Raw genomic sequence first — 16,278 nt, forward strand, 5'->3', positions numbered from 1 at the left:
CACGCGTCGGCCGCGCTGCTGGACGCAGCTGGGAGTAACACTGTCGCGCCGGCGACCAATGCCACCATTGCGAAGGGAATGAATCGAGATCTCATGTATGAGCGCCTGTCCACGAGCCGAAGGGGGGTGAGAGCTTCCGCTGCGCGGGAGCCTACACGGCCCCCGCGACGCATCGACTCCGCGACTCGACGCCCGTTATGGCGCAGTCGGGCGCGCTCTTCGCCACAATGGTCGTGGCCGCCTCATACCAACGGCCAGCAAAGGTGATCCCGCGGCCGATCCGCAAATCGGGGCATTACAACGAGGGCGGCGGAATGGGAACGCCGTCGGACGTTCGATTGCCGCTCCAGACGTTCCCGGGACCGCTCCGATTCCACGCGGCGGCAAATCCGTAAATGCCGCCTTTGGGGTGCAATTGGGTCGAGAAGACGTTGTCGATCACGTGTACATTGGACGACCCCGCGCCCCCGCCGTAGAGGACGTATGCCCCACCGGCCATCCAGTTGTCCTGCACAGTCGTGTTGCGCACCGGGCCGTTGTCGGCAAAGAGACCGACCGCGGCGGTGGCGCCCTTGTCGATCGTGCTCTCGTTCAGCAGCGTGTTGTGCCGGACGACAAGGCCGCCGTTGTCGCTGCCGTTGCTGATGACCGAGTCGGTGTGCTGCCATTCACCCGACTGGGTGACGAAAGTGGACATATTGTGCACGTAATTGTCGTGAATCGTCCCATGCCCCATCGACAGGACGTTTCCGAAGCCGGAGATGTCGTTGAAGCCCACCTCGATGGACCCGTCGCTCATATTCGAAATCGCGTAGTTGGAGCCACCGTTGTCCGGCCCCTCGCCCGGCGTGTCGGTGATTTTGCAGTGGGTAACCACGAGACCCGTGAAACCTGGTCGCAGATTGATTCCCCACCAGTTACGCGAGGTTATATTGCAGTTGGTCACTGTGACGTTGCTGGCATAGATGTCCAGTGAACCGGCAAGGTTCCAGCCGTCGAGAACCTGACCTTTCTTGGTGATCGAGATATTGCCGCTCTTACGGATGGACGGCGCCTTTCGCGGGCCGGTGCTGCCGGCACTCGGATAGCCGCAGGCCGGACCGGACGCGCAGGGCCCGGTCGGCTTGCCGCTCGTCTGCGCCGACGCCGCCTCCGTGGATGGCGACGAGGACGCGGTGGCGGCGGGACCGAGACTCCGGGCGGAGGACGGCGCCGAACGCGCGGCCGCGGACTTCGAGCCGGACGAGGTGCCCGGCAACGGCTCGGCCACGCAGTCGACGCCCCCGGCGGCACAGCCGGAATTCTCGTCGGCGTCGTCGCGGGACAGCCAAACCACGGCCGTCGTGGCCGCGACGATGAGCAGGATGGCCGGTACCACCAGCAGCGGGCGGAACAGCAGCCGGGCAACGCCGAAACGGCGATGTTTAGACATGAAAGACCCTCGTTGTCAAGGCGTGAGCGCTAGGCACGGCGGGGCGGATCGAACCTTAGCATTCAGCGCTGAAGGCACGGCGCCCGTTCACCCCGGCCATGCGGACACCTTCGGCGGACCGATCGACGGACGCGCTTGTCCAACATCCGATACCCCTCCCACCCGATCACGATGGCGCGGAACCGCGTCCTTTCCGGATACTCGGTCGGTGACCGGAACAGAAACCCGCGCGAGCGTCGTGGTCCCCGCCCACAACGAGGCAGCAGTCATCGGCCGACTACTCACCGCGTTGGTCGCCGATGCGCGGCCGGGCGAGTTCGACATCGTCGTGGTCCCCAATGGCTGCACCGACGACACCGCCGCGATCGCCCGTTCGTTCGGTGAATCGGTGACCGTGGTCGAGACCCCGGTGGCGAACAAGCACCACGCCCTCCGGCTGGGCGACCGGCACGCCGGTCATCACCCCCGCGTCTACGTCGACGGCGATGTCGTCCTCGACGCCGCGGCGGTCCGTCATCTCGCCGACGCGCTCAGTGAGCCGGGCGTGCTCGCGGCCGCGCCGGCCCGGCGGCTGAACATGACCGGACGCGCCCTGGTGGTGCGGTGGTACTACCGCGTCTGGGAACTGCTGCCTTCGGTGCGCGAGGGCCTGTACGGGCGAGGTGTCGTCGCCATCGCCGAGGGCGGCCACCAGCGGATCGCCGAGATGCCCGAGGCCATGGGCGACGACCTGGCCGCCTCGGTGGCGTTTGCGCCCACCGAACGCCGGGTGGTCGAGGAAGCGGTTGTCGAGGTGCATCCGCCCCGCACCACCCGTGACCTGATCAAGCGACGCGTGCGGTCGTTGACCGCCACCGCCCAGATGCGCGAGATCAGCCCGGAACATACCGATCAGGCTCGCACCAGCCGGGCGGACCTGGTTCGCTTGACGCGCGGGCAGCCGGCCCTGCTACCGCACGTGGCCGTGTTCCTGGCCGTCACCGTCATCGCCCGGCTGAAGGCACGCAAGCCGGTCCGCGAGGGCGACTTCAGCACGTGGCTGCGCGATGAGAGCAGCCGCACCGCATGAGAGAGAGCAAGTCGATGACCGCACCCCGGGTCGCCGTCGTGGTGGTCACCTACAACAGCGCCGGCCCGCTGCCCGGTCTGCTGGCATCGCTACCGGCCGGCCTCGCCGGCCTGGACTGGCGGCTCATCGTCGCCGACAACGACTCGGCCGACGACTCGGTGACCCTCGCCGACAGCGCGGTGCCCGGCTGCCGGATCGTGCGAATGGGCCGCAACGCGGGCTACGCGGCCGCATTGAACGCGGGCCTGGCCCACGCGGGTGAGTTCGACGCCGCGCTGGTGCTCAACCCCGACGTCCGGCTCGGCGACGGCGTCATCGGCAAGCTGTATGCGGCACTGGGCGAGCGCGGCCCCGACCGGGTCGGCATCGCCGTGCCGCGGATCCTCGACGAGAACGGGCACCTGGCCCGTTCGCTGCGGCGCAGGCCGACCATTGCCCGAGCCCTCGGCGAGGCGCTCGCCGGCCAGCGTGCCGGGCGGCTGGCCCCGTTCGGCGAGACCGTACTGGACGACGATGCCTACCGTCGGCCGACCGTGGTGGACTGGGCGACCGGCGCCATCATGCTCATGTCGGGGGCGTGCCTGGCCGACTGCGGGCCGTGGGACGAGTCGTTCTTCCTCTACTCCGAAGAGACCGAGTTCGCCCTGCGGGCCGCCGACCACGGCTACGCCACCGTCCTGGTCCCCGAGGCCGAGGTGACCCACCTGGGCGGCGACTCCAGGGTCTCCCCCCGGCTGTGGAGCCTCCTGACCGTCAACCGGGTGCGGCTGTACCGGATGCGACACTCGACGCCGGCCGCGGCGGGCTACTGGTCGGCGGTAGCGCTGCGGGAGGCGCTACGCGCCGCGCTCGGGCAGGAACGCAGCCGCCAGGCTCTGCGCGCGCTGGTCCGCCCGTCCACGCTCGAGCTCGGCCGGGCCGGGGCGGTCGGCACGAGCAAGAACTAGGTGCGCTCTGCCCATAAGCCCGCGGCCCGTGCAAAGCGTCACGCCGCGGGCCTGGTTCGTGCCTAGTTCTGTTCCCACGAGGTCCAGTAGCTATCCGGGTTCACCAGGTAATCGACGGTGGGAACCGGCACGTGCTCGACGCGGTGGCGGCGGCTGTACCGGAAGATCATTTCCCAGTCCTCCCGAGGCGCCACCTCCTTGCCGCGCCGAATCCGGCTGAAGTGCAGCTCCGGAGTGCGCCTGGCGACCAGCGGGTTGGGGTCGAGAAAACTGTTGTTGCGGGCCGCGCTCCGGTCGAACGGCACCGAGAGGATGTCCCGGAGCGTCCCGTCGGGCGTGACTCGCCGCATCGCGGTGTAGACCGCGTCCGGCCGCGGCGCGCCGTCGGCAGGGTCCTCTCGCAGTCGGCTCACGGCCGTCTCCAGATGCCCGGGATGCCAGAGGTTGTCGTCGTCGAGGAATGCCACGTAATCGGAGGCGGTGAGCCGGATGCCGACATTGCGGCTGACCCCGGCCACGCCGATGTTGCGAGAGAGACTGACGGCGGACAGCCGCGGGTCGTCCGGCAGGTCACCGGGCAGACCCCCACCATCGTCCACCACCATGACCACCTGGTCCCGGAAGGTCTGGCCGAGCGCCGAATCGATGGCGCGGCGCAGGTCGTGCGGCCGTCGGTAAGTGAGGATGACGGTGGCCACTGTCGCACGTGGACGGCTGCCGTCCAGCGCGCCGGCCAGCCGGGCCACCTCGGCGTCCTCGAACCGGCGCAGCGGCACCGCGGTATGCGACAGCAGCACCTTGTTCCGCATTTCGTAAAGCGGAAGCCAGCCGACGTGGCGCCGCAGCAATCTCTTGGCCGCTCGCATGTCAGCCAACCACCTGTTCCGCGACGGCCAGCACCGGCTCCGGCTCCGGCGGGCGGGACGGCCGCGTCGAGCGCAGCAGCGGGAGGATGAACGGCACATAGACGACGAGAGACGCGATCCCGGCGACGGCCAGGCCGAGGAGGCCACGACCCACCACGTGGAACACGAGCCATCCGGTCAAGGCGACCGCAATGCCGCCGAGGAACGGCCGCCCCACCTGGCGAGCGATGGCCCGCGGGGCGATGCCGGCCCGGGCCAGCGCCCAGCCGAAGATCGGTATGACCACCAGGACACCGACCAGCACGTGGCCCGACGCCACACCGGCGATCCCGAACGGGTGCACCATCAGGATCAGCACCGGCACCAGGGTGGCCAGCCAGATCGCTTGGACACCCATCAGCAGTTTCCGGTGCCCGGCCGCGACCAGGCAGTCATAGGTCAGCTCGTAGGCCACTCGGATGAGGCCGAGCGCTGCAAGGAAGCGCAGGGCGGCAGCCGCGGGTGTCCACTGCTCCCCGTACACGGCTCGGATCAGCGGCTCGGCCAGCGTGCCGAGCAGGACACAGGCCGGCACCGCGACACTCATCAAGACTCCCAGGGCCCGGGTGTAGCCGTCGGCCATCGATTGGCCGCCCTCCGCCACGCGGGAGAAGCCCGCGAAGGAGACGCGGCGGGCCGCCTCGGAGATCGTGCGAACCGGCCATCCCGCCATGTTCGACGCGATCTGGTAGAAACCGAGTGCTGCCGGGCCGAGCGCGGCGCCGACCACGAGCGAATCGACGTTGACCATGGCCAGCACGAGCAGGCTCGCGCCGGCCAACGGGAGACCGAAGCGAAGCAACCGCTTTGCGATCTCTCGGTGCCAGCCGAAACGCAGCATGCCTGGCGCAGCGACCGCGGTGGCGATCAGTCCGACCATATTGCCGGCGACGGCGCCCCAGGCAAAGCTCATCGCACCGAAGCCGGCGACGGCCAGCGCCATGGTTACGCCCGTGCTGACCACGAAGATCAGTAGGTCGATGATCATCCGAGCGCCCTGCCGGAACTCGCGGGTCAGCAGGCCGGCCGGCACGCACGCGATGCCGTCGATGACCACGGTGAGGCACAGGACTCGGAGTACGTCGATCGCGGCCGGCGAGCCGAGCGCCGACGCGGCCCAGGGAGCGCAGACCCAAAGCGCGACATACAGCAGCAGACTGGATGCCGTGGACAGGGTCAGGACGGTCGGGGCGAACCGGCGTACGTCGCCTTCCCAGCGGACGATGGCCAGACTCACGCCCATCTCGTTGGCGCTCAGCAGCACCGCAAGCATCACCGCACCGACCGCGTACAGGCCGAAGTCGTACGGGGAGAGGAAGTAGCGGGCAAGGATGACGCCGGTGGCGAAGTTGCCGATCCGGACCACCACCGTGTTCAGGACGCTCCACCGGGCTGCGGACGCGACCTTGGCGGGTAAGTTGTTCAAACCACGACCTCTTCGCTGGCCTGTTTGCTGATCAGAAGCATCTGTCCCTCGGCCGTCAGCTGCTGCGCGGACAGGCCACTGAGCGCGCCGGACAGCCCGAGGAGCAGGAAGAACAACCCCGACACCATGGGGAAGCTGAGAGTGTCGAAGGTGGCGGTGCAGATCAGCACGACCACGCCGGCGGCCACGAACGAGAGTGCCAACTCGCGGTCGGCCGGATCGGTGAGCCGACGCCGGGCCGCGCCACCGTTGTGAATCATCGCGATGAACAGCACCAGCAGTGCAGCCACCCCGATGATCCCCATTTCCACGAGGGCGAGAAGGTACATGTTGTCGGTGTAGCGGTAGATGGCCGGCAGGAACGAACCGAAACCCATGCCGGACCAGGGCCGCTGCGCGACGTACCCGAAGACGTCCTGGTAGTCCATGACGCGCGCCTGGGTGCTCGTGTCCGTGCCGTTGAACCACGCGGTGAACATGGAGGTGATCGTGCTGAGGAAGCCGGGAATGGCCACCTTCAGGCCGCCCAGAGCGACGATCAGGAAGCCGACCGCGGGCCAGCGGCGCTTCGAACTCCAGGTCGGATAGAGAACCAGGAAGACCAGCACGATGCCGATCACGGCGGAGCGGGACACGGTGGCCAGCGAGGCAACGGCGATCAACGCCACCGGGGCCCACCGGCGGACGACCCCGCCCTTGGTCGCCGGGTCGAAGGCCTGCTGCAGCGCGAACGGCAGGATCATCGCGAGCGTGGTCGCCAGCTCGAGCGGGTGGATGGCGGTCGAGGTGGGCCGGGTGAACGCGCCGCGGGTCATCACCGCGTCGGTGGCCGCGTTCGACTGCAGCCCCGGGATCACCAGCCAGCCGAGCAGATCACGGTGCAGGAAGAACTCGGCGATGCCGATGACCGCGGCCACCGTGGCACAGCGCACCAGCACCCGCAGCAACTTCTTCAGCCGGGCCAGATCGTCGACCGCCGAGCCGATGAGCACGATGCCCCACCAGGCCGCAAGCAGGATGACACCGCGGTCGGCCGCGTTGACCTCCAGCGCCGACGCGTCGCGCCGGCCGCAGGCGACATAGGCCACCATGACCGCGACGGCGAGCGGCACCATGACCAGCCGGGGCACCCGGGACCCGGGCAGCGGCTGAATCCGGCGGGTGAACCAGCTCCCCGCGATCCAGAGCAGTCCCACCAGCGCCCAGATCGTGGCCATGGTGCCGACGGCACCGAGACCACCGACGACGAGCCGGGACGGCACCAGCATGAGCAGAACGACGTAAACGGTCAGGATCGTCGCCGGGTTGACACCCCCCGTGCGGACCCGGGCCCGCGCTGTTACCCGCTGGAGGGCTGCCGATCGTCGCGGCTCGGTCCGCACCACCACGGTCTGGTCAAGCGCCTGTCCTGCGCTTGCCTCTCGAGTCGTCGCCTTCGCGAGATCTTTCGACATCGTCCTGAGACTTCCCGTTGGTGGCGTTGGAGCGGTAGACCGCGGCCGAGGACATGGGTCCGTCGCCCAGGCGGTTGCCGACCGGCGTCTTGGCGCCCACGCGGTCCGTGCTGCCGATGATGAGTTGGGTTTCCTCCAGATGCGGTGCCGGCGTCCGCGACTTCGGGGGAACCTTGATGACGACCGTGCGATCGGACTCGACGGCCGAGCCGTTCTGCTGGGCCGGCACCGGCGGCGGGCCCGACACCGTCGACCGCACGCTGGCGAGCGCCGGTCTGCCGGCCGAGCCGGCCGCATGACGGGATCGAGCGAGGCCCTCGGTGACGAAGGTCAGCATGAAGGCCGCCGCCGTGCCGGCGCCGGCGATCGCAATGACCACCTGAAGTTTGTTCTTGATCAGTGCGTCCGGTGTCTGCGGCGGGACGATCGTGGTGAGCCGGATCATGTCCTCCGGCTTCACTCCGCTGGCCTTCTGGATCTCCTCGAGCTTCTGGCCGGCATAGTCGGTCAGAACCGTCGTCGAGTGCAGAACCTGGGACTCATTGTTGCCGTCGACGGTGATGGTGATGAACGGGCCCTGCGCGTTGTCGGCCAGAGCGACCGTGTACTCCTGACCGACCCCGAGCTTCTTCAGATCCTCCTGGGCGCCCTTGGACGACAGGCTCCGGGAAAGGAAGTCGGCCGTGGCGACCAGCGACGTGTCGAAGGTCAGGTACGGGTTGGTGTTGCCGCTCTTGCTGATGATCGACGCGCGCTCGGCTGTCAGCAGGCTGACCGTGCTCGTCGACTCGTACTTCGTCGGGAGCAGAAAGTACGCAAGAGCGGTCAGCGCCACGGTGAGGACCATGATGGGTGCCATCAGGTACCAGCGTTTCCGCATCACGCGGAGAATCTCGCCGAGATCCATACCCTCTCCATTGCTCCCGAATGACCGAAGTCGCCCGGAATTTCCTAGCTGACGAAGGGGTTTGGAGCCACCCGCGAACACCAAAATACAAGGTGTCCGCCGGAGGCTACCACCCCCCGTTTTTGTCTAAATTCCGTCTTCCGTCCCTCGCCGACCGAACGAAGAGCCATGTCTGGCGAACCTGGCGGGGAAGATATGATCCGGCCTCGACGGCCGCGATACTAGCGGCGCCCGTGGACCTGTCGCCACGGAGGGAGGCATCGTGTTTCTTCCAGACGTTATCCGCGCTGTCACGCGGCGCTGGTGGGTGTTGGCCTGCGGTTTCCTCATCACCCTCGGGGCCGGCTACTGGGCGGCCCAGCCTCCCGTGGCGTACCGCGCCGTGGAGGTGTTCGCGGTGCGTCCGCCGCAGACTCCGGACATTCCGAACCAGCTGGCGAGCCTGCGACCGTCGGTGGCGACGTTCTCGGCCGGCGTGGCCCAGCGTTTGTCCAGCTCGAGCGGCGAGGACGCCCTTCGCGCGGCCGGCGTCCACGGGCCGTACGTGCTGACTCCGCGCAACAGCGGCACCCGGCAGACCCCGGAGTACCTGATCGCGTCTGTCCAGGTGACCGTGACCGAGCCCGACGAGCAGAGCGCGATGCGCTCCCTGGCGACCATCACCACCGCCTTCACCCGTGAGCTCAACGCGCTGCAGGACGAGTGGAACGTCGCGGCGCGCGAACGGATCACCATCTCGATGCTGGCCGAGCCGACCGCGAACAAGCTGCCGAACTCCCGGACCCGGGCACTGGCCGGCGTACTGCTGCTCGGCACGGGCCTGTCGGTGGCCCTCGCGCTCTGGCTCGACGAATTCCTCGTCCGGCGCCGCCGGCACACCGAGTTCCTCGCGCCGTCGCCGCAGGCACCCGCCGCGGCCGCGCGCTGACGTCCGACGCGCGCGCCGGCACACCGGCTTCCTCGCGCCATCGCCGGGAACACCGGCCTTCCGGTACGCCCGGCGCAGGCGCCCGCCGCGGCCACGGCGCCGACACCCTTCCCCGCGCCCCCGGCCGGTTATCTCGGTCACGCCGCCGCATCCGCCCACCGCACCGACGCGGCAGCCCCCTCGGATGGCAGACCCCATACTTTACGGCGATTTGGGGGACGTCCGGTCGGACGGAGCTATCGGAATCGATCACGCGAATCAGACATATCTAAATGTCGGCAAGGCGTCACAGCTTCCGGTGACCCGACGCTCCTCAGTAGGTTGCTCCCGACTGAGGAGCCGCGCTACGGCGAGCCGGCTGCTCGGGAGTCCGGTCACGCCGCCGATGCCGCCTGCCGAGGTCGCCGCAACCGCGGCTGTCCTTTTCGGGCGCCGCCGCCCCCTCCCTCCGGAAGGACGACATGACGCCACGACCTGCGAGATACGCCCATCTCGACGGCGAGACAACCGAGCTCACCGACCGTCTCATGTCCCTCGCCTCGCGCGGACTGCCCAAGATGTTCCGGGCGGAGACCGACGAGTTCGCGTTCACGCGGATCTTCACCACTGACCGTGATCACGTCGCCACCCGTTTGTCGGGCACCAGTCTCCGGTACGCCGCCATCGTGGCGCTCGGGGTACGCTGGCTTCCGGCCGAGCAGCAGCCGCCCCTGCTCGGCGGACACTCACTGGACGACTTCATCGCCCTACTCGTCAAGCGGCAGGCCGCAAGCACCAATCTCGGCGACATCGCGCTGATCGCTTGGGCGGCGGCCGAGGCGGGTCACCCGCTCCTGCCGGACGCGATCCGCCGGCTCACCGAGTTCGACCGTCGCACCGCACCGGAGTACGTGGTTGAGTGCGCCTGGGTCGTCTCGGCCCTGGCCGCTGCGCGCGCCCATCTCGACGTGGAAGAGCACCTGACTGCGGCCCGCACGCGGCTGCTCGACAGCGCGCACCCCGGCAGCCCGCTCTTCCCGCACGTGACCGGACCGGGTCTGGTGAAGTCGTACCGCGACCACGTGTCCTGCTTCGCCGACCAGGTGTACCCGATCCAGGCATTGGCCCGGCTGCATCGATCCGGCGACGACCCGCAGGCGCTGGCGGCCGCGCGTACCACCGCCGAGCAGATCTGCCGGCTGCAGGGACCGGACGGTCAGTGGTGGTGGTTCTACGACGCCCGCACCGGCGACGTCGTCGAGGGCTACCCGGTCTACTCCGTGCACCAGCACGCGATGGGCCCGATGGCGCTGAACGACCTCACCGACGCCGGCGGCGGCGACTACGCCGAACCGATCCGCAAGGGCTTGCGCTGGCTGCTCGGCCCGGCCGAGCTCGGCCCCCGCCGCGGCGGCGATCCGATGCTCCTCGACGAGGAGGGCCTGACCGTTCGCAAGGTCTATCGCGGCGACCCCCGCAAGGTGGTCCGCGGATTGCACACCCTGACCACCCGCGCACGATCCGGTTTGCGCCTGCCGATCCTCGACAGCATCTACCGGCCCGGGGACCTCGACCAGGAATGCCGCCCGTACGAATTCGGCTGGCTGTACTACGCCTGGCTCGCGGAGCTTCCCGCGCAGCACAGTGGACGGTGAGCCGGGCGTGGCGGAGAACGACCTCTACACTCCGAGCCGGCCGAAGCAGGACCTGTTCGGCGTCCCGCTCGATGCGATCACCCTGGGCGAAACCGTACAGCTGTGCATGGGTGCTGTCGAAACAGGCGAACTTCTCGAAGTAGGCGTGGTCAACGCCGCAAAGATCGTGAAGATGCGACGCGACCCGGCGCTGCGCGATGCGGTCAACGGCTGTGACGTGATCGTCGCCGACGGGCAGTCCGTGGTGTGGGCCAGCCGGGCGCTGCGCCGGCCGCTGCCCGAGCGGGTCGCCGGCATCGACCTGTTCCAGCGCCTGCTCTACATGGCCGAGCAACAGGGCCGCTCCGTGTACTTCCTGGGCGCCAAGCCGGAGGTGCTCGAGCGCATGATCACGCGCATCCGAGTGCAGCACCCCGCCCTGCGCATCGCCGGCAGCCACCACGGCTACTACGCCGACGACGAGGCCGTCTCCGTCGCCGAGGCGATCCGGGGCAGCGGCGCCGATCTGCTCTTCCTCGGCATGACCTCGCCGAAGAAGGAGGTCTTCGTGGCCACCCACGGAGCCCGTACGGGCGCCAAGGTGGTGCACGGCGTAGGCGGCTCGTTCGACGTGCTCGCCGGCGTCGTCAAGCGCGCTCCGCGGGTCTGGCAGCAGTTGGGGTGCGAGTGGCTCTACCGCGCTCTTCAGGAGCCGCGCCGGCTCGGCAAGCGGTACCTGACCACCAACGTAGCGTTCGTCGGCCTGGTCGCCGGCGAATGGGTCCGATCCTTCCGCTCCGCAGCCGCGAAGACCGGCGAAAGCAACTAAGGAGACTGCACACATGCGCGTCGTCATCGCCGGACAGGGCTACGTCGGACTGCCGCTGGCCGTCCGCGCCGCCGAGGTCGGCCACGATGTCGTCGGCTACGACGTCGACACCGTCCGGATCGGTCTGCTCGCCGCGGGCGAGTCGTACGTCGAGGACATCACCGCGGAGCGCCTGCGCGCCGTGCTCGACAGCGGCCGATACCGGGCCAGCACCGACCCCGCCGACTGCGCCGAGTACGACATCGCGGTCATCACGGTGCCGACCCCGCTGCGCGACGGAGCACCCGACCTGTCCTACGTCGAGGCGAGCACCGAGCTGCTGGCCTCGCACCTGCGGCCGGGCGCCACGGTGATCCTCGAGTCGACCACGTACCCGGGCACCACCGACGAGGTGGTCCGCCCGCTGCTGGAGAAGTCCGGGCTCACCGCCGGCGTCGACTTCCACCTCGGCTTCAGCCCCGAGCGGATCGATCCGGGCAACCCCACCTGGAACGTCGTGAACACCCCGAAGATCGTGTCGGGCATCAACGAGGAATCCCTGGCCAGGGTCAAGGCCTTCTACGAAACCGTCGTGGACACCACCGTCAGCGTCCCCTCCACGCGCGCAGCCGAACTGGCCAAGCTCATCGAGAACACCTTCCGGCACGTCAACATCGCACTCGTCAACGAGATCGCGATGATCTCGCACGACCTCGGCATCGACGTGTGGCAGGCCATCGACGCGGCGACCAGCAAGCCGTTCGGCTTCATGCGGTTCACCCCGGGACCGGGCGTCGGTGGCCACTGCCTGCCGATCGACCCGTCCTACCTGTCCTGGCGGGTGCAACGCGCCCTGGGACAGAGTTTCCGCTTCGTCGACCTGGCCAACGACATCAACAACCACATGCCCGACTACGTCGTACGCCGGCTCATCGAGGCCCTCAACCGCCGCCGCCGCTCGGTCGCCGGCAGCCGCATCCTGCTGCTCGGCCTCGCATACAAGAAGAACACCGGCGACGCTCGAGAGTCACCAGCGGTCCGCGTGGTGCAACTGCTGCGCCAGATGGGAGCCGAGGTCCGGGTCGCCGACCCACATGTGGTCGAGGCCGTGCACGGCGCCTCCGACCTCACCATGGTCAAGGCAGATGCCGAGGAACTGCGGGCCGCCGACGCCGTCGTGCTACTGGCCGACCACGACGCATTCGACTACGACCTCATCGCGGCCGAATCGCGTTGCGTCCTCGACACCCGCCGCCGACTGACCGCCGGCCCCACCGTCGAGGTGATCTGACCATGCCGCGGATCATCTGCGTGGCCGGGGCGCGGCCGAACTTCATGAAGGTCAAACCGGTGATGGACGCCCTCGAGGCGCGCGGCGCCGAGGTGGTCCTGGTCCATACCGGACAGCACTACGACGCCGCGATGAACGACGTCTTCTTCGCCGATCTCGGCCTCCGGCCGCCGGACCGGCACCTCGGCACCGGGTCGGGCACCCACGCCGAGCAGACCGCCCGGGTGATGACGGCGTTCGAGCCGCTCGTCGACGAGCTCCGGCCGGACGCGGTCGTGGTGGTCGGCGATGTCACCTCGACGCTGGCGTGCGCGCTGGTGTCGGCCAAGGCCGGGGTGCCCGTCGCACACGTCGAGGCCGGCCTGCGCAGCCGCGACTGGGGCATGCCGGAGGAGGTCAACCGGGTCGTCACCGACCGGCTCAGCGAGCTGTTGTTCGCACCGTCCCCGGACGGCGTGGACAACCTGCGCGCCGAGGGCTACCACGACGATCAGATCCATCTGGCCGGCAACGTCATGATCGATACGTTGTACGCGAACCTCGACCGGGCGCTCGCCTCGGACGTGCTGCACCGGCACGGGCTGGTCCCGGGCGAATACGCGCTGGCGACCATGCACCGGCCGGCCAACGTCGACGACGCCGGCATGCTCACCGGGCTGCTGAACGCGCTCGGCCAAATCGCCCGGGAGTTGCCGGTGGTCCTGCCGGTGCACCCGCGCACTGCCACCCGGCTGGAGGAGGTGGGGCTGCCGGACGGTATCCGGCTGGTGCCGCCGGCCGGCTACCTCGACTTCATCGCGTTGCAGGCATCAGCGCGGCTGGTGCTGACCGACTCCGGCGGCGTGCAGGAGGAGACCACCGCACTCGGGGTGCCGTGTCTGACCATGCGGGACTCGACCGAGCGGCCGATCACCATCACCGAGGGCACCAATCTCCTCGTCGGGCGCGATCCGGAGCGCATCGTGTCCACCGCCCGCAAGGTGCTCGCCGACCCGCCCCCCAAGCGAGCACCGTCGCTCTGGGACGGACACGCGGGTGCGCGGGTCGCCGATGCCATCCTGGCCTATCTGGAGGCGCCGGTGCGGCTGCGGCCCACCGACTCGCGGGAATCCATCGCCGCCTGACAAACGAATGAAACGCCCGGCTGGGTTTCCCAGCCGGGCGTTTCTCATGTCGAGGCGACGGAACGTGTCAGCGCACGACAGCCGGCGACCAAGCGTCCGCGATGAACATCTTCGGCTTCCCCGAACCGTCCGCGTTGGTCAGCCAGACGTCCGTGGCGCTGGCGCCCTCGCCCCCGCGCGGCAGTCCGTACATGATCTGCTTGTCGTCCAGCCACTCGACCTGGTCGTCGACGCTGCGCGTCTCCGCCAGTTTCACGGCCGTGTGGGTCTTCAGGTCGTAGACCGCGACCCGCCAGTTCCCGGGCGGCTGCCCGTCGCGTGTCTTGAAGGCGACTTTCGTACCGTCCGGCGACAGCGAAGGGCACTCCGCATCCTGCCGCAGCGCCACGAGCTTGCGCTCGGCGATGCTGCCGGACACCAGCCAGGTCTTGCCACCAGAAGCCGCCGTGGCGAAGAAATGGTCGTCGTCCGGGGTGAAGGTCACGCCCCAGACGTTCCGGTCCGACGCGGTGATCTCCTTGCCGTCGACCAGCAGCGTGAACTTCTCCACGTTGTCGGTATGGCTGCCGTCGGTGCGGTTGATCAGCGTCGCGGTGGAGAACTGCCCCGGGGAGGCGTAGCTGTGGCCGTAGACGAAGGTCGTCGTGGCGCTCAGGGTCGAATCACGCGAGAGGCGGGTCCGGCTCGGGATGCCGGACAGCGGTAGCTCGCGGATCGGTGACCAGTCCTGGCCCAGCAGCGTGGCATGGTATGAAGTGACAATGCCGGTCTTGGCGTAGAGGCAGATGCTCTCCTTCGCCGTCGCGTACACCCGATCGCAGGTCGCCGGGGTCAGCGCGCGCGGACCGGCCGGTGCGGTGATGGGCACTACCGCCACCCGGCCGTATCCCTGACCTTGCGTGGTGTTCCGGAAGACGATGTGCGGGACCGCCTCCACGGCGGCCAGGTCCGCACTGACCGGGTTCACCGGCGGCGCCTCCGCCGCCTTCTCCTGCCGGTTGCGGGCGTGCTGCACGAACACGAACGAACCAACCAGGGCCGCCACCACGATCACGACAAGCGCGAGGAGCCGCCACCGGCTGCGGGTTCCAGCCGGCGACGAGGCTTCTTCGGTCATTGAGTGGCTCCTAGCTGCTGCGTGGCCGGCCGCCGCTCGCGCAGCAGCCACGCCGCCACCGGCAGCATAGCGAGCAGGGCGACCGCCGCGGCCAGCAACCCCTTTTCCGGGCCTATCAACACCCACAGGCCGCCGAACGCTACCGAGGCACCGAACCGGGCCAGAACCACCACGGTCTGCGCGGCGGCGATGGCACTCCCCCGGCCCTCTGCCGGAGCGATCCGGCTGACGAGGGCGGAAAGCACGCCGTCGGTGCTGGCGTAGAAGACTCCCAGGAACACCAGGGTGCTTATGGTCATCGCCGGACCGATCAGCGGCCCGCCTGCGCAGAGATAGGCGATGAGCAGCGCCACGTGGCCACCGACCAGCACCCTGCCTCGCCCGATCCGGTCGGCGAGCCGGCCGAGGGGCACGGCCAGCGCCAGGAAGGCGACATTGGTGCCGACGTACAGCAGCGGGAACACCTCGACCGCAAGCTGGTCACGCTGCTGGAGCGACAGGTAGAGGAAGCCGTCCCCGACGGTGAGCAGGCTGAGCAGACCGAAAGCCACCAGCGGTTTGCGCAGCCCGGGGGCCACGGCGGCCTTGAGGATGGCAGCCCGGCTCTTCGCCCCCGTAACAGCACGGGTGCGCACGTCCGGCACCAACAGCAGAAGCACGGCGACACCCACGACGGCGAACGCGAACGAAACGACGAAGATCGAGTTGTAGCTGTCCGGCACCCACAGCAGGATGCCGAAGGCGACCAGCGGCCCGATGGCGGCCCCGACGGTGTCCATCGCGCGATGCACCCCGAACGAGCGGCCGAGCTGGTCCGGCTCGGTCGACTCGGCGATCATCGAGTCCCGTGGTGCGGTGCGCAGTCCCTTGCCCAGCCGGTCCATGGTGACGACGCCGGTGATGGTCAGCAGGCCGGTGGCCGGCAGCATGAGGATCCGGCTGACCGCGCTGGCACCGTAGCCTGCCGCCGCCACCCATTTGGGCCGGCGAACCCGGTCGCCCAGGTACCCGCCGGCGATGCGCAGGAAAGCACTGACTCCCTGATAGAGACCGTCGATGAAGCCGTACGCCAGCAGGCCCAGCCCGACCTTGGCGGTCAGGTACATGGGCAGGACGGCGTTCACCATCTCGCTGGACACGTCGGTCAGCAGGCTGACCGCGCCCAGCATCACCACGGTGGCCGGGACGGCGACCGATTTCAGCCGCTGGGCGGTGCCGGCATCGCCCGGTCGGTCTTTCAGGGACAGGTACATAGGT

The 16,278-nt window shown here is 69.0% G+C and carries 14 protein-coding genes; 7 read left to right on the forward strand and 7 right to left on the reverse strand.

What is annotated here, in order from left to right:
* Positions 1 to 295 precede the first annotated feature (295 nt).
* Complete coding sequence (locus tag ODJ79_RS21975) at positions 296 to 1,432, reverse strand: right-handed parallel beta-helix repeat-containing protein (RefSeq protein WP_263025409.1); 1,137 nt, start codon at positions 1,430 to 1,432, stop codon at positions 296 to 298.
* A gap of 208 nt (positions 1,433 to 1,640) precedes the next feature.
* Here ODJ79_RS21975 and ODJ79_RS21980 point away from each other — a divergent pair, with 208 nt between their 5' ends.
* Both ODJ79_RS21980 and ODJ79_RS21985 read left to right on the forward strand, forming a co-directional pair.
* Positions 1,641 to 2,501, forward strand: a complete 861-nt coding sequence (locus ODJ79_RS21980; RefSeq protein ID WP_263025410.1) for a glycosyltransferase — start codon at positions 1,641 to 1,643, stop codon at positions 2,499 to 2,501.
* The gene (locus ODJ79_RS21985; RefSeq protein ID WP_263025411.1) at positions 2,498 to 3,448 is read left to right on the forward strand and encodes a glycosyltransferase family 2 protein; all 951 of its coding nucleotides are present in this window, start codon (positions 2,498 to 2,500) and stop codon (positions 3,446 to 3,448) included. Before ODJ79_RS21980 ends, ODJ79_RS21985 begins: the two co-directional genes overlap by 4 nt.
* A gap of 62 nt (positions 3,449 to 3,510) precedes the next feature.
* On the opposite strand, the gene ODJ79_RS21990 is transcribed toward ODJ79_RS21985, so the two are convergent.
* The 4 genes from ODJ79_RS21990 to ODJ79_RS22005 are packed head-to-tail and all read right to left on the reverse strand — an operon-like array spanning position 3,511 to position 8,140.
* The gene (locus tag ODJ79_RS21990; protein ID WP_263025412.1) at positions 3,511 to 4,257 is read right to left on the reverse strand and encodes a glycosyltransferase family 2 protein; all 747 of its coding nucleotides are present in this window, start codon (positions 4,255 to 4,257) and stop codon (positions 3,511 to 3,513) included.
* A 58-nt stretch (positions 4,258 to 4,315) separates the two neighbouring features.
* Complete coding sequence (locus ODJ79_RS21995; RefSeq protein WP_263025413.1) at positions 4,316 to 5,779, reverse strand: oligosaccharide flippase family protein; 1,464 nt, start codon at positions 5,777 to 5,779, stop codon at positions 4,316 to 4,318.
* On the reverse strand, positions 5,776 to 7,233 hold the full coding sequence (locus ODJ79_RS22000; protein ID WP_263025414.1) for an O-antigen ligase family protein: 1,458 nt from the start codon (positions 7,231 to 7,233) through the stop codon (positions 5,776 to 5,778). Before ODJ79_RS22000 ends, ODJ79_RS21995 begins: the two co-directional genes overlap by 4 nt.
* Entirely contained in the window at positions 7,175 to 8,140 is a 966-nt protein-coding gene (locus tag ODJ79_RS22005) for a hypothetical protein (RefSeq protein WP_263025415.1), read from the reverse strand. The genes ODJ79_RS22000 and ODJ79_RS22005 overlap by 59 nt, the downstream gene beginning before the upstream one ends.
* Before the next feature lie 262 nt (positions 8,141 to 8,402).
* Between ODJ79_RS22005 and ODJ79_RS22010 the strand changes: the two genes are divergently transcribed.
* The 5 genes from ODJ79_RS22010 to wecB all read left to right on the forward strand — a co-directional run bounded on the left by ODJ79_RS22010 (position 8,403) and on the right by wecB (position 13,904).
* A complete protein-coding gene (locus ODJ79_RS22010) occupies positions 8,403 to 9,068 on the forward strand; it encodes a hypothetical protein (protein ID WP_263025416.1) in 666 nt (221 codons plus the stop codon).
* A gap of 461 nt (positions 9,069 to 9,529) precedes the next feature.
* Positions 9,530 to 10,702, forward strand: coding sequence for a pectate lyase (locus ODJ79_RS22015; RefSeq protein WP_263025417.1), 1,173 nt, complete (start codon positions 9,530 to 9,532; stop codon positions 10,700 to 10,702).
* 7 nt (positions 10,703 to 10,709) lie between these two features.
* Positions 10,710 to 11,510 (forward strand): WecB/TagA/CpsF family glycosyltransferase, encoded by an 801-nt coding sequence (locus ODJ79_RS22020; protein ID WP_263025418.1) that lies wholly within the window; start codon positions 10,710 to 10,712, stop codon positions 11,508 to 11,510.
* Between the two features lie 13 nt (positions 11,511 to 11,523).
* Positions 11,524 to 12,780, forward strand: a complete 1,257-nt coding sequence (locus ODJ79_RS22025; RefSeq protein WP_263025419.1) for a nucleotide sugar dehydrogenase — start codon at positions 11,524 to 11,526, stop codon at positions 12,778 to 12,780.
* Between the two features lie 2 nt (positions 12,781 to 12,782).
* The gene (wecB, locus tag ODJ79_RS22030; protein WP_263025420.1) at positions 12,783 to 13,904 is read left to right on the forward strand and encodes a non-hydrolyzing UDP-N-acetylglucosamine 2-epimerase; all 1,122 of its coding nucleotides are present in this window, start codon (positions 12,783 to 12,785) and stop codon (positions 13,902 to 13,904) included.
* A gap of 67 nt (positions 13,905 to 13,971) precedes the next feature.
* On the opposite strand, the gene ODJ79_RS22035 is transcribed toward wecB, so the two are convergent.
* Together ODJ79_RS22035 and ODJ79_RS22040 are read right to left on the reverse strand one after the other, a co-directional pair.
* The gene (locus ODJ79_RS22035; RefSeq protein WP_263025421.1) at positions 13,972 to 15,021 is read right to left on the reverse strand and encodes a hypothetical protein; all 1,050 of its coding nucleotides are present in this window, start codon (positions 15,019 to 15,021) and stop codon (positions 13,972 to 13,974) included.
* Positions 15,018 to 16,274 (reverse strand): MFS transporter, encoded by a 1,257-nt coding sequence (locus tag ODJ79_RS22040; protein ID WP_263025422.1) that lies wholly within the window; start codon positions 16,272 to 16,274, stop codon positions 15,018 to 15,020. The genes ODJ79_RS22035 and ODJ79_RS22040 overlap by 4 nt, the downstream gene beginning before the upstream one ends.
* Between the last annotated feature and the right edge of the window lie 4 nt (positions 16,275 to 16,278).

The sequence above is a fragment of the Actinoplanes sp. KI2 genome, from assembly GCF_025630775.1.
Lineage (GTDB): Bacteria > Actinomycetota > Actinomycetes > Mycobacteriales > Micromonosporaceae > Actinoplanes.

Bases quoted from the DNA above. Each gene is read 5' to 3' on its own strand.
- ODJ79_RS22040 (WP_263025422.1), bottom strand. From the start codon at position 16,274: ATGTACCTGTCCCTGAAAGACCGACCGGGCGATGCCGGCACCGCCCAG.
- ODJ79_RS21990 (WP_263025412.1), bottom strand. From the start codon at position 4,257: ATGCGGAACAAGGTGCTGCTGTCGCATACCGCGGTGCCGCTGCGCCGG.
- ODJ79_RS22005 (WP_263025415.1), bottom strand. From the start codon at position 8,140: ATGGATCTCGGCGAGATTCTCCGCGTGATGCGGAAACGCTGGTACCTG.
- ODJ79_RS22000 (WP_263025414.1), bottom strand. From the start codon at position 7,233: ATGTCGAAAGATCTCGCGAAGGCGACGACTCGAGAGGCAAGCGCAGGA.
- ODJ79_RS21975 (WP_263025409.1), bottom strand. From the start codon at position 1,432: ATGTCTAAACATCGCCGTTTCGGCGTTGCCCGGCTGCTGTTCCGCCCG.
- ODJ79_RS22035 (WP_263025421.1), bottom strand. From the start codon at position 15,021: ATGACCGAAGAAGCCTCGTCGCCGGCTGGAACCCGCAGCCGGTGGCGG.
- ODJ79_RS22015 (WP_263025417.1), top strand. From the start codon at position 9,530: ATGACGCCACGACCTGCGAGATACGCCCATCTCGACGGCGAGACAACC.
- wecB (WP_263025420.1), top strand. From the start codon at position 12,783: ATGCCGCGGATCATCTGCGTGGCCGGGGCGCGGCCGAACTTCATGAAG.
- ODJ79_RS21985 (WP_263025411.1), top strand. From the start codon at position 2,498: ATGAGAGAGAGCAAGTCGATGACCGCACCCCGGGTCGCCGTCGTGGTG.
- ODJ79_RS22025 (WP_263025419.1), top strand. From the start codon at position 11,524: ATGCGCGTCGTCATCGCCGGACAGGGCTACGTCGGACTGCCGCTGGCC.